Source organism: Nonomuraea sp. NPDC026600 (assembly GCF_040638335.1).
Classification (GTDB): domain Bacteria; phylum Actinomycetota; class Actinomycetes; order Streptosporangiales; family Streptosporangiaceae; genus Nonomuraea.
Genome location: NZ_JBEZYD010000049.1, coordinates 78,702 through 91,118 on the forward strand (window position 1 = coordinate 78,702; position 12,417 = coordinate 91,118).

A 12,417-nucleotide genomic window follows, 5' to 3' on the forward strand; every position below is an offset into this window, starting at 1 on the left:
GGGTGATAAAGGGCAGACGCGAAGACCAGGAGGTCATCGACGGCCTGTTGGAGAGCGCGCGAGTGGGGCGCAGCGGCGCTCTGGTGATCTACGGCGATCCGGGCATCGGCAAGAGCGCCCTGCTGCGCGGCGCCGCCGAGCGGGCCACCGATCTGCGGGTGCTCCGCAGCGTCGGGGTGGAGACCGAGGCCGAGCTCCCGTTCGCGGCGCTGCACCAGTTGCTGCGGCCGGAGCTGGCCCGCGCGAAGGCGCTGCCCGAGCGGCAGGCGCTCGCGCTGAGAAGCGCGCTCGGCCTGGGCGGGGCCGCCGGCGAGGACCGTTTCCTCATCGGGCTCGCGACGCTGTCCCTGCTGTCCGAGATCGCCGAGGACGGCCCGCTGCTCTGCCTGGTGGACGACGCGCACTGGCTGGACCGGGCCTCCGCGGACGCGCTGCTGTTCGCGGCCAGGCGGCTCGACGCCGAGGGCGTCGCACTGCTCTTCGCCGCACGTGACGGGTTCAGCGCGCCGGGACTGCCGGAGCGCCGGCTCGGCCCGCTCGACGCCGAGTCGGCGGCCGCGCTGCTGACCGAACGTGACCCGCACCTGGCGGAGGGCGTCAGAAACCGGATCCTGGCCGAGAGCCGCGGCAACCCGCTCGCGCTGATCGAGCTGCCGCGCACCGCCGACCCGTACACCCCGATGCCACTGCCGCGCCGGATCCAGGAGGCGTACGCGACCCGCATCGCGGAGCTGCCGGCCGGAGCCCAGCTGATGATCCTGCTCGCCGCCGTCGAGGACACCGGCGACCTGGGCACGGTGCTGCGCGCGGCCCAGCGGCTCGGGCTCGGCGCCGAGTCACTCGGTACGGCCGAGCGGGCCGGCCTCCTCGCGCCCAGCGGTGGCGGCGTCACCTTCGTGCACCCGCTCATGCGGGCCGCCGCCGTCCATTCGGCCGCCTTCGACCAGCGGCTGGTCGCACACCGGGCACTGGCCGAAGTACTGGACGACCAGGACGACAGGCGGGCCTGGCACCTGGCCGCGGTCGCGCTGGGACCCGACGAGCAGGTGGCCGTCGCGCTGGAACGCGCCGCGGACCGGGCCCGGACACGGCACGGCCACGCGGCGGCGGCGGCCGCGCTCGAACGCGCCGCCGAACTCACCACCGACCCGGGAGCGCTGGCCAGACGGCTGACGGAGGCGGCCGTGGCCGCCGCGGACGCGGGGCTGCCCGACCGAGCCCAGGCGCTCGCGGAAAGGGCCGCCCGCCTCGTCGAAGACCCGCGCTCCATCGCCAGGCTCGCCGGGCTCCGCGCCAGGGTCGCCTTCGAACGCGGCTCCGTCCACACCGCCCACGACATCCTGCTCTCCGGGGCGGACCGGGTCGCCGAGCTGGACCCGGTCGCCGCCGGTCTCATGCTCGTCGACGCGGGGCGCAACGCCTGGCAGCTCAGCGACCCGCAGCGGGTCGAGGAGGCCGCCGTACGTCTCCGCCGCCTGCCCCTGCGCGAGGAGGACGGTCTGAACACCGCCGTGGACGCGGTCGCGGCGGCCGCCGACTCGCTCAACCACGGCCCGGCCAGAGCGTTGCCCGGCATGCGCCCGCTGGTGCTCGACGCGCGCGGTATCGAGCGCGGCTCCTACGGTCTGCGGGTCAACGGCGCGTTCGTGGCCGGGCTGGTGGGCGAGTTCGAGACGCAGCGGGAGATCTCGGCGGCGCTGGTCGAGGAGTGCGGCGCGCTCGGCATGACCGGCTGGCTGCCGATCGCGCACGTGACGCTGGCCGCCGCCGCGGTCTGTCTCGGCCGGTTCGCCGACGCCAAAGCCGATGCCGCGGAGGGGCTGAGGATCGCCAGGGACTTCGGCCAGCCGCACCGGACCGGCTATCTGGAGGGCATGCTGGCCTGGATCGCCGCCGTCGAGGGCGACGACGCCCGGCGCGCGGAGCTGGCCGGGCGCTGTGCCGAGCATTTCGCCGTGACCGGCATCGCCAACGGCGTGGCCTGGTCGGAGTGGGGCCAGGCGATGCTCGATCTGAGCCGCGGCCGCCACACGCAGGCGCTGGACCGGCTGGAGTCCGCTCTCGCGGGGCCGGTGCGCCACCAGATCCAGGCCGTCTACTTCGCGCCCGACCAGGTCGAGGCGGCCGTCCGCGCGGGCCTGCCGGACCGGGCGAAGGAGCCGCTCGACCGGTTGGCGGAATGGGCGGCGGCCGCGCGGCTCGACTGGGCCGACGCGGTGCTGGCCCGCTGCCGCGCGCTCGTCGAGCCGGGCGACGAGCTCTTCTCCGCCGCGTCGCGGCCACACGGCCGGCCGATGGAGCGGGCCAGGACCGAGCTGGTGTACGGCGAGTGGCTCCGCCGTGAGCGGCGCAAGCGTGAGGCGCGTACCCGGCTGCGTGCCGCGCTGGAGACGTTCCAGCGGCTCGGCGCCGCCCCGTGGGCCGAGCGGGCCGCCGCCGAGCTCCGCGCCGCCGGGGAGACCGTCGCCGCTCCCGCCGTCTCCGGCAGGCTGACCGAGCTGTCGCCGCAGGAGCTGCAGATCGTCCGGCTGGCCGTGACGGGCCTGACGAACCGGGAGATCGGCGCCCGGCTCTTCGTCAGCCCCAAGACCGTCAGCTACCACCTCTACCGAGCCTTTCCCAAGCTCGGCGTCTCCTCCCGGGTGGAGCTGGCCCGGCTGGACCTAGGCGCGCCGTAGCGCGGGCGCCACGGCGGCGGCCAGCGCGAGCACCACGCACCCGGCCGTCACCGCGCCGATCGCCGGCCAGGGCACGCTGATCGCGATCGGCCCGGCGATCTGCACCAGCGAGCTCCAGAGCCCGGCCAGGCTGATCGCCGCGACGGCGGCGGCCAGCACCACGCCGATGGCCACGACCAGGAGCGCCTCGCCCGCGACGTACCGCACCACCTGGCCGCGCGTCGCGCCGAGCAGCCGCAGCGACGCCCGCTCCGCCGTCCGGTCGGAGGCCGCCATCAGCAGGATGTTGACCAGGGCGATCGCGGTGTAGGCGAGGATGATGCCGAGCACCACCAGGAGCCCGAGCCGGCTGGCCGAACCGCGCCGGTCGCCCGTCTCGCTCACCCAGGCGTCCTTGGTGAGCGCCCGCGCGTTGTGCCCCTGCGTGGACCGCCGCAGCGCGGACTCCACGTCCGGCGCCGGGGTTCCCGGCCGCAGCTTCACGTAGGCCGTGGTCACCGGCGCGGAGAAGGCGTGTGCCGTGGTGACGTAGGAGTCGGACGGCGCGTTCGGGGCGAGCAGCGCGACCACCTTGAGCGAGACCTGACTGCCGTCGGCCCGCCACAGCTTCGCGGTCTGGCCGAGTTCGAGTTCCCACGTCTCCGAGACCGCGATGGTGCCGTCGTCCAACTGGGCCAGGGAGCCCTTGATCACCGGGACGTCGAGCACGCTCCGGAGCCGGGCCGGGTCCACGGCCTCGGTCGGCCGCTTGATCAGCGCGGCCTTGCCCTCAAGGGTGTACACGCTGGTCGGGGCCGTGGTCGCGACCTCCACGCCACGGATGGCCCGCAGGCGCTCGACGAGTTGCCGATCCAGTCCCCCCGATCCTTCGGGGAGCACCAGGTAGTCGGCCCGCACCGGCGCCGCCTGCACCGCGGTCTTCGCCGTGTCGGTCATCGCGGCCGCGCCGAGCAGCGCGGCGGCCAGGCCCACCGCCACCAGGACCGGTGCCGCCGTCGCCGCGGTCCGCCTGACGGAGGTGGCCGCGGCGGCGGGCACCAGGGTGGCGCCCGCACCGCGAAGGCGGCTCAGCAGTACGGCGAACAGCCTGGCGACCGGTCGCACGACGGCCGGGGCGAGCAGGCCGACGCCCGCCACGAGCAGCATCAAGACCGGCATGAACGACTTGTTGTTGGCGGCCCCCTGCGGATCGGTCAGGGCGTTCACCGCCATGCTGACCAGCGCGGCGCCGAACAGCCCCACACCGACGAGCAGCCGGCCCCAGGTCATCACCCGAGGCTCGATCGCGGCCTCGCGCATGGCCTCCGCCGGGTGCACCCGGCCGGCCCGCCTGGCCGCGACGGTCACGCCCGCCAGCGCGACCACCACACTCGTGACGAAGGCCGTGGCCGCCGGCCAGGTCTGCGCGCTCGGCACCAGCCAGGCAGGTGCCATCCCGAGGCCGACCAGCCAATCCAGCATCGGCCCCGCGGCGTACGGCCCGGCCAGCGCACCCAGCGCGGCGGCGGCCAGGGCGACGAACCCCGCCTCGCCGTACACCATGCGCCGCACCTGGCGGCGGGTCGCGCCGACGGTCCGCAGCAGCGCGAACTCGCGTCGCCGCTGCGCCACCGCGAACGCGAACGTCGACGACACCACGAAGACGGCGATGAACACGGCGAATCCGGCCGCGATGCCGACGATCGTGTTGGCGTTGTTACGGGCCCGCTCGTCGCTCTCGCGGTTGGGGTCGATCAGCGCCCGATCCTGCCCGGTGAGCACCGGTACGCCGCTCGGTTTCGTCCACAGGGCGAGCGCGTCGATGCGCGGAGACAGCCTGGCGGCCTGCTCGTCGGTGAAGAACACCGTGGGCGGCCCGTCCGTCACGCCCACCACGGTGTACGGCTTCGCCCCCGACCGCGTGATCACGCTCACCCGGGCCCCCGCGCTCACCTTCTCCCCCGCGCTCGTCTTCTCCCCCGCGCTCGTCTTCTCCCCCGCCAGGGCCCCCGCGCTCACCGCGATCTCCCGCGAGGTCCGCGGCGCCCGGCCCTCGATCAGCCGCTGCGGTGCCGTACGGGACGTCGACCAGGGTCGGCCCACCGCGTCCTGGCCGCCCGCGACCTGGGCGGGGAAGACCCGGTCGACGACCGCGCCGGGAAAGCGGGCGGCCAGCTCGGCGGTCAGGCCGTGCCTCTCGGCCAGCGGCTGGCTCTGCCCGCCCTGCCAGGTGTCCACGTGCAGTCGCTCGTCGGGCACGACCACGTACGGCGCGGCGGCGTAACGCTGCGGGGCACGGTCGGGAGAGTCCACGGTGGTGGCCAGCACCTGGCCCATCGCGGCCATCAGCGTGGCGCCGAGCGCGAGCGCGAGGAAGGTGCCGAGGAAGGAGACCAGGCGGGTGCGCAGGGTGCTCCACGCGATGCTCAGCACGACTCCTCCAGCATCAGCATGCGAGCCGAGACGGCCTCGGCCGTGGGGTCGAGCAGCTGACCGCAGATCCGGCCGTCCGCCAGGAACAGCACCCGGTCGGCGTACGCCGCCGCAGCCGGGTCGTGGGTCACCATCACGATCGTCTGCGCGTGCCGGTCCACCAGCGAGCGCAGGAGCCGCAGCACGTCCCGGCTGGTGTTGGTGTCCAGCGCGCCGGTCGGCTCGTCGGCGAAGAGCACGGCGGGCCTGGCGGCCAGCGCCCTGGCGATGGCCACGCGCTGCTGCTGGCCGCCGGACAGCTCGGCGGGACGGTGGCCGGCCCGCTCCGCCAGGCCGACCGCGTCCAGGCTCTGGCGTACCAGCTCCCGGTCCACCCTGCGGCCCGCCAGCTTCAGCGGCAGCGCCACGTTCTGCGCCGCGGTCAGGGAGGGCAGCAGGTTGAACGACTGGAACACGAATCCGATGCGGTCGCGGCGCAGCAGGGTCAGCTTCCGCTCCGTCAACTGGGTCAGGTCCCTGCCGTCCACCGTGATCCGGCCCGACGTGGGCTTGTCCAGGCCGGCCGCACACTGCAACAACGTGGACTTGCCCGATCCGGACGGCCCCATCACGGCGGTGAACGTGCCCCGGCCGAACCCGATGGTCACGTCGTCGAGCGCGGTGACACCGTGCGCGTAGTGCTTCGTGACCGCCGTCAGCTCGACCGCGGAGTCCAGGGCTTCCATGAGTTTCACGATCAGAACGCTAGGGACGCCAGGTCGCCGCCGGTATCGGACAAGTGACTAGGATCCGGCGCGTTCAGGCCATCCCTGTCTCTTGACAGCGCGTGTAGGGTTCCGTAAGTGCTTGATCACGATTCGCGACAAAGGTGATTCGCATGTCATATCCCTCCCATGACCGCCATGATCGCCACTCCGGGTCGGCCCGCTTCAGGGTCAACCCGGCGCGAGTGTGGGGAGGTGGCGTGGCCGCCGCCCTGGTGGCCGCACTGATCGTGGTGGTCGGAGTCATGATCAGCGGCCGGCTCCTGGGCATCCGCGTCCTCACTCCCGCCGGGACCTCCGCGTACGGCAGCGCGGCGACCACGGGATACGCGATCTCGGCCGCCGCTGCCGCGCTTGTCGCCACACTGCTGCTGTACCTCCTCATGCTGTCGACGCCGGAGCCGACCAAGTTCTTCGCCTGGATCGCCGGGCTTTTCGTGGTCATCATCACGATCTTGCCGTTCATGTACTCCGCCGACGTCATCAAGCAGGTCGCCACGGCCATCATCAACCTCGTCATCGGCATCGCCATCGCCTCGTTGCTGACCTCGATCGGTCGCACGGCCATGGAGGAGGCGCCGGATCCTGAGCCGTACCCGCACGAGCAGCCCCGCGAGTACGAGCAGCGCGGGTATGAGCAGCGCGGATACGAGCAGCCCAGGTACGAACGCCCACGTGAGCACGAGCAGCGCGGATACGAGCGCCGAGACCACGACCCGTACAACTGATCACGCCCAGAACGCCGACGACGTCACCCGAGAACGGCTGGGCGGGACACCCGGCTCACGCGCTGGACGCGTCCCAAGCCCGTTGATCGACACCGACGGCCGCCAGGTCGCCGACCGGGGTGGCGCGCTGGGTGCGGCGACGGCGTTCCAGCCAGGTCACCACCTGGCCGAGGGCCAGGTTGACGGCGATGTAGATCAGCGCCACGACGATGGCCGCGGGGATGAAGTTCTGGTAGTTCGCCGCCACCACGTCCAAGCCCTGATAAAGCAGGTCGTTATAGGAGATGATGAAGCCGAGCGCGGTGTCCTTGAGCAGCACCACGAGCTGGCCGACGATGGCGGGCATCATCGCCGTGACGGCCTGCGGCAGCAGGATCAGCCGCATGACCCCGGACTTGGACAGCCCGAGAGCGTAGCCGGCCTCGGCCTGACCGATCGGTACCGCCCTGACGCCGGCGCGGAAGATCTCGGCGAGCACGGAGCCGTTGTAGAGGATGAGCCCGGTGGTCAGCGCGGCGAACGCGGACACCGTAAGGCCGAGCCGGTAGCCGGCGAACTGACTGAAGAAGATCAGTATCAGCAGCGGCACCGCGCGGAAGAACTCGACGACCGCCGCCGCGGGCACCCGGACCAGCCGGTACGCCGACAGCCGCGCCGCGCCGAACAGCACCCCGAACGGCAACGCGAGCGCGATGGCCGTCACCGTGGCCACCAGCGTGTTGCCCAATCCAGGCAGGATGAGGTTGCCCCACACCCCGCCCGCCCCGAACGGTGCCCACAGCCGGGCGTCGAACTGACCCGTGTCCGCCAGCCTCCGCCACAGCAGCCAGCCGGCGCCGAGCAGGACGACGGTGAAGGCCACGCTCAGCGCGTTGCCACGCAGCCGCGCGCGCGGCCCGGGAACGTCGTACATGGCGATCGGCACCCCGGCCGCGCCGAGTTGCCGCACGGTCAGCCGACCGGCCAGCCGGCTGAACAGCAGGCCGGTCGGCAGGGTCACGGCGAGGAACGCGGCGGCGAAGGCGAGGAAGATCGGGATCACCGCGTCGCCGTGGTCGTTGAACAGCTCCTTCATGATCGTGGCGGATTCCAGCACGCCGATCGCGGCGGCCACGGTGGTGTTCTTGGTGAGCGCGATCAGCAGGCCGCCCAGCGGCCCCACGACGTTGCGGAACGCCTGCGGCAGAATCACCAGGCGCACAACCTGCGGGAACGTCAGCCCGAGCGCGCGCGCCGCTTCGGCCTGCCCGACCGGCACCGTGGCCATCCCAGCGCGCAGCACTTCACACACGAAGGCCGCGGTGTAGCCGCCCAGCCCGATCACGGTGAGCCAGTAGCTCTGCACCGACTCGTCGGCCGAGAACCGCAGGTTCAGCACGCTGCCCAGGCCGAGTCCGCAGAACAGCACGATCAGCGTCAGCGGGACGTTGCGCACCGCCCCGACGTACACCGCCCCGGCCCGGCGCAGCACCGGCAGCGGGCTGATCCGCGCGGCGGCCAGCACGATGCCGAGCATGAGCGCGACGACCGCGGACGCCCCGGTCAGCTTCAGCGTGAGCAGGAACGCGGCGATGATCCTTCCGTGTTCGTCCAGCAGGACCCGCATGCGAGATCAGTAGCGCTCAAGAGCCGGCGGGGTGGTGAAGTACGCGCCGAACTCGCCGAGATCGGCGTCGATGAACCGCTTCCAACTGCCGTCCTTGAACATCTGGGCGAGCGCGTCGTTGACCGCGTCGCGCCCCCGCTTGTCGTCCCGCCGCAGGCCGATCCCGTACTTCTCGGTCGAGAACGGCTTGCCCACCAGCCGGAACCTGCCAGGCGTCTGGGCGGCGAAGCCCGCGAGCACGGTCGCGTCGGTGGAGATCGCGTCGACCGTGGAATTCTGCAGCAACGGCAGGCAGGCCCCGTAGCCGTTGAGGATCTTCAGGTGACCGCGCCCCCAGGCGTTGGCGATGTCCGCGACGCCGCCGAACCGCTCGGCGAGCCGCTTGGGCGAGTTGGAGCCGGACGCACCGCAGACCACCTTGTCCCGCAGGCTGTCGACGCCGGTGATGCCGGTGTTGCCGGCGAGCACCAGAATGTCCTGGCCGGTGACCAGGTAGGGGCCGGCGAAGGACACCTTCCGCTTCCGGTCGTCGCTGATGGAGTATGTCGCCACCACCAGGTCGACCTGCCCCTGCTCGATGAACTGCTCGCGTACGTCGGAGGTGGTCTTCTTCAAGGTGACGTCCCCGTCGGCGACGCCGAGGTGCCGGGCGATGTACCTGGCGATGTCGACGTCCAGCCCGGTAAATCCGTTCGCCGTTTGAAGCCCCAGCCCCGGCAAATCCGTCTTTATCCCGATAACTAGTGTCTTTTTGCCGACGATGGAATCGTCGTTGCCGCCACAGGCGGTGAGCGAGGCCGCGAGCAGGGCGATGGTGAGCACGAGACAGGTGGGACTTGCGCGCATGACGTCTCCCTGAGTTTCAGCGAGCGGGGAAGGTGAGGTCGAAATCGGTTCGGCGGACACGTCCACGCGTGCCAAAGGCCGGCCATCCCGGCCGCCCGCGCAAAACCATACGTCAGCGTGCCCGCTAATCGGCGAAGTGTTTCTCGATTGGGAAAATGCCGGTATCTTCGGGGGCCCGACCGGGCTTCGGGAAAAAACGGGAGCCTTCATTCCGGCCATGAAGTGGCGCAACACGAAGATCACATCGCGAAGCTCGGGCGCGCGGCATTCTTGATCGCAGAGCTCAGCGCCCACCTCACGGCTTCACATAACCCCGCGTATGGACAGAGACCACCACATAACGCACACTTAGGGTCGCAAGCTCCCCCATCCCCGATCAATTCGGAAATCCATCACCTTTGTGGTGGCCGGAGGGTCTTGAATGCCGCGATCGATTGCCAAGCGACCGCCGCTACAGGGAGTATTCCGCGCGCCCGGCTCCAAACCCGAAACTCAGCGCGCCCTCATCATGGGCACGCTGGCCGGCGGCCGGACCTCCATTCATTCCCCGCTCGTGTCCCGGGAGACCGAGCTCATGGCCGACGCGTGCCGAGCCCTCGGCGCCGAGATCACCCGCACCGGCGACCGGATCGACATCGTGGGCGCGGACCTGTGGCGCACGGCGAACGGCACCGGCTACGTCTGGGCGGGCGGCTCGGCGCTCATCGCGCGGGTGTGCGCCGTGATCGGATCGGCCCTGCCCGGCCGGCTGATCGTCGACGGCACCTGCTCGCTGCGCGAGCGCCCGTTCGGGCCGCTCTTCAAGGTCCTGGCCGGCAAGGACGTCGGCTTCCTGTTCCCGGGGGCACCTGGCCGCCCGCCGTTCGCGACACTGTCGGACAGCCTGCCCGGCGGCCGGTACGACCTGGCCACCACCGTCTCCTCGCAGTTCGCCACCGCCCTGCTGATCGCCGCCCCGCTGGCCGCGGACCCGCTATGGCTGCGGCTGCGCGGCCCGCTGTACTCGATGTCCTACATCAGGCAGACCGTCGACATGATGAGCCGCTTCGGCGTGCCGGTCCAGGAGGCACCCGGCATGCGCGAACTCACCGTCCCCGACGGCAAGCGCTACCAGGCGCGGACCGTACGGCTGACCGGCGACTACACCTCGGCCTCCTACCTCATGGGTGCCGCCGCCGTGACGCGGGGCCGCGTCACCGTCACCAACCTGGACCCGCACAGCGCGCAGGGCGAACGCACGATCGTCGGCATCCTCACCGAACTCGGCGCCCGGGTCCACCGGCTCGACGGGGACGGAAGCGTCACGATCGACTGCGGCGATCTGACCGGGACCGCCGACGCGTCCTTCGACCTGCGCGACTGCCCCAACATCCTGCCCACCGTGGCGGCCGTCGCGGCGACCGTGCCCGGCCGGATCCGGATCACGGGGGGCCGGCTCACCCAGCATCACAAATCCCCCCGCATCGCTGCGATGGCCACCGAACTCAGCAGGGTCGGCATACCCGTGGCGCTGGTGACGGACCGGGACGGAGCGGTCGACGGGCTCGACATACGCGGCCGCGTGTCCCACGAGGGCGACGCCGACTTCTCCGACCACGGCGACCACCGCATCCTGATGGCGACGGTCCTGCTCGGCCTGGCCGGCCGGCGGCCGTGCCGGATCAGCGACGCGGCCGACACCGCCGACTCCTTCCCGGCGTTCATGAACCTGCTCGACCTCGACGCCGAGGTCTTCGCCGAGGAGCGCTGACATGGCCCTTTCCCCGTCCGACATCACCCGGTACCGGAGTCTCGGCTACCTCACCGAACTACCCGGCCTGACCGTGAGCGAATGCGAAGAGCTGGGCGCGCGGATCGCGGCGTTCGGCCGGCGGCACGGCGTCCAGGAGCAGTTGGTGCTGCGCAACAAGGCGCATCTGAAGCTGCCGGCGTTGGCGCCGGTCGTCGCGGATCCGCGCATCGTGGACGCCGTAGAGGCGGTGCTCGGGCCGGACGTCCTGTGCTGGGGGTCCTCGCTGTTCATCAAGGAGCCGGGCGGGCCTGAGCAGGTGGCCTGGCACCAGGATTCGTACTACTGGGCCATCGAGGGCGACGCTGTCTGCACCGCCTGGGTGGCGTTGATCCCGAGTACGTCCCTCAACGGCGCCATGCGGGTGATCCCCGGCAGCCACCTGCTGCCCCCTCGCCGGCACGCCGCCTCGCCGTCAGGCAGCGCCAACATGCTCTTCTCGTACGAGGAGATCTCCGGGGAGGTGAACGAGGCCGAGGCGGTCGAGCTGACACTGGCCGCCGGCCGGTTCTCGCTGCACCACATGGCGATCGTGCACGGGTCGGCGGCCAATCACTCGGCCGGGCGGCGGATGGGCTACTCCATCACCTATCTCAATCCCGCCAAGGTACGTCATCATGCCCGGCGTACCCACGGGCTGCTGGTGCGGGGGCGCGAATGGGGCATGTTCTCCCCCGATCCGGTGCCCGACGGTGAGATGGACCCCGCCGTCCTGGCCTTCGTCGACGAACAGTTCGGCCGGCTCGCTCCCCGATCGGGAACGGCCGGCCGGACCTCGTCACGCTGATTCATCCCGCTGATTCATCCCGCTGATCGCGGTCCCGCCGATCCCGGCGCCAGTCTCCGATCCCGCGGAGAAGGGGGAAGACGGTGCCGATGAACGTGCCCCACATGAGCGGTACCCCGCCGAGCTGATAGCCGACGGCCATCAGGGCGACGACGGGCGCGGCCGTCAGGAGAGCGGTGAGCGTACCCGGCAGGAGGAACACCACCACACGCCGGGCAGACGCGAGAAGGGCGGACGCCCTCCAGAGGATCTTTCGGAATTTGAGCGAATGAGCGGGATGTGGATTGGGCGTGGTCTGTCCGCTGACATTGTGCTTCATTGGAATCGACCTCCAGAAGCTTTGATCTGACGGAGGTTGGCCACTGAGCGGAGGGGTGCCCGATTCGGCTGGCAGCCTGGGGACACAGGCGGCACGACATCAGCCATGGGCGCTCCCCGCTCAGGGGTGTAACATAGATTTTCCTTTCTCATCGGACCGATCTGCTGATATGCAGCTATTTCCACAGGTCGGCATGGAGGGGCGGGGTCCCGGTCACGAGCTCACGGGGTTGATTTCGCTCCTGACCGCCAACATCATCATCGACGCTATGTGACCTTGCATTCTCGAGTATGGTGCGAGGTCCCCCCTGCGTCACCCCTGCACGGCGGCTGGATACTCACGGATTCCTCCGTTTCTGGACGCCTTCATCCACCTATTGCGGGACGTCCGTACCAGGGCGATTTCAAAGTAGCCCGTCTGGGGGGATTGTCGCTTGGCGTCCGGATCGATCGTTGTTGCGCAGCGTGACGCCGAAACGAGGATGACCT

Annotated in this window: 9 protein-coding genes; 4 read left to right on the forward strand and 5 right to left on the reverse strand. The window is 71.2% G+C overall.

The annotated features are described in order from the left end of the window. The first annotated feature begins 2 nt into the window (after positions 1 to 2). On the forward strand, positions 3 to 2,678 hold the full coding sequence (locus AB0F17_RS58270; RefSeq protein ID WP_358043465.1) for a LuxR family transcriptional regulator: 2,676 nt from the start codon (positions 3 to 5) through the stop codon (positions 2,676 to 2,678). Here AB0F17_RS58270 and AB0F17_RS58275 read toward each other — a convergent pair. Next, positions 2,664 to 5,090, reverse strand: coding sequence for an FtsX-like permease family protein (locus AB0F17_RS58275; RefSeq protein ID WP_358043468.1), 2,427 nt, complete (start codon positions 5,088 to 5,090; stop codon positions 2,664 to 2,666). The two genes, AB0F17_RS58270 and AB0F17_RS58275, sit on opposite strands and share 15 nt — an antisense overlap. Next, positions 5,084 to 5,815 carry an ABC transporter ATP-binding protein gene (locus AB0F17_RS58280; protein WP_214633934.1) on the reverse strand — a complete coding sequence of 244 codons (732 nt, stop codon included), beginning with the start codon at positions 5,813 to 5,815 and terminating at the stop codon, positions 5,084 to 5,086. Before AB0F17_RS58280 ends, AB0F17_RS58275 begins: the two co-directional genes overlap by 7 nt. Positions 5,816 to 5,967: 152 nt before the next feature. Between AB0F17_RS58280 and AB0F17_RS58285 the strand changes: the two genes are divergently transcribed. Further along, entirely contained in the window at positions 5,968 to 6,582 is a 615-nt protein-coding gene (locus tag AB0F17_RS58285) for a DUF6069 family protein (RefSeq protein WP_358043471.1), read from the forward strand. A 55-nt stretch (positions 6,583 to 6,637) separates the two neighbouring features. Here AB0F17_RS58285 and AB0F17_RS58290 read toward each other — a convergent pair whose 3' ends face one another. Together AB0F17_RS58290 and AB0F17_RS58295 are read right to left on the reverse strand one after the other, a co-directional pair. Next, positions 6,638 to 8,188, reverse strand: coding sequence for an ABC transporter permease subunit (locus tag AB0F17_RS58290; RefSeq protein WP_358043475.1), 1,551 nt, complete (start codon positions 8,186 to 8,188; stop codon positions 6,638 to 6,640). Positions 8,189 to 8,194: 6 nt separating this feature from the next. Further along, complete coding sequence (locus AB0F17_RS58295) at positions 8,195 to 9,034, reverse strand: glutamate ABC transporter substrate-binding protein (RefSeq protein ID WP_358043477.1); 840 nt, start codon at positions 9,032 to 9,034, stop codon at positions 8,195 to 8,197. A gap of 421 nt (positions 9,035 to 9,455) precedes the next feature. Here AB0F17_RS58295 and AB0F17_RS58300 point away from each other — a divergent pair, with 421 nt between their 5' ends. Both AB0F17_RS58300 and AB0F17_RS58305 read left to right on the forward strand, forming a co-directional pair. Next, on the forward strand, positions 9,456 to 10,784 hold the full coding sequence (locus AB0F17_RS58300; RefSeq protein WP_358043480.1) for a hypothetical protein: 1,329 nt from the start codon (positions 9,456 to 9,458) through the stop codon (positions 10,782 to 10,784). Between the two features lies 1 nt (position 10,785). Continuing rightward, entirely contained in the window at positions 10,786 to 11,610 is an 825-nt protein-coding gene (locus tag AB0F17_RS58305; RefSeq protein ID WP_358043483.1) for a phytanoyl-CoA dioxygenase family protein, read from the forward strand. Between the two features lies 1 nt (position 11,611). Here AB0F17_RS58305 and AB0F17_RS58310 read toward each other — a convergent pair whose 3' ends face one another. Beyond that, a complete protein-coding gene (locus tag AB0F17_RS58310; RefSeq protein ID WP_358043486.1) occupies positions 11,612 to 11,818 on the reverse strand; it encodes a hypothetical protein in 207 nt (68 codons plus the stop codon). Positions 11,819 to 12,417 lie beyond the last annotated feature (599 nt).

Excerpts from the sequence above, each read along its gene's own strand:
- AB0F17_RS58285 (WP_358043471.1), top strand. The coding sequence starts at position 5,968 with ATGTCATATCCCTCCCATGACCGCCATGATCGCCACTCCGGGTCGGCC.
- AB0F17_RS58290 (WP_358043475.1), bottom strand. The coding sequence starts at position 8,188 with ATGCGGGTCCTGCTGGACGAACACGGAAGGATCATCGCCGCGTTCCTG.
- AB0F17_RS58300 (WP_358043480.1), top strand. The coding sequence starts at position 9,456 with ATGCCGCGATCGATTGCCAAGCGACCGCCGCTACAGGGAGTATTCCGC.
- AB0F17_RS58280 (WP_214633934.1), bottom strand. The coding sequence starts at position 5,815 with ATGGAAGCCCTGGACTCCGCGGTCGAGCTGACGGCGGTCACGAAGCAC.
- AB0F17_RS58295 (WP_358043477.1), bottom strand. The coding sequence starts at position 9,034 with ATGCGCGCAAGTCCCACCTGTCTCGTGCTCACCATCGCCCTGCTCGCG.
- AB0F17_RS58305 (WP_358043483.1), top strand. The coding sequence starts at position 10,786 with ATGGCCCTTTCCCCGTCCGACATCACCCGGTACCGGAGTCTCGGCTAC.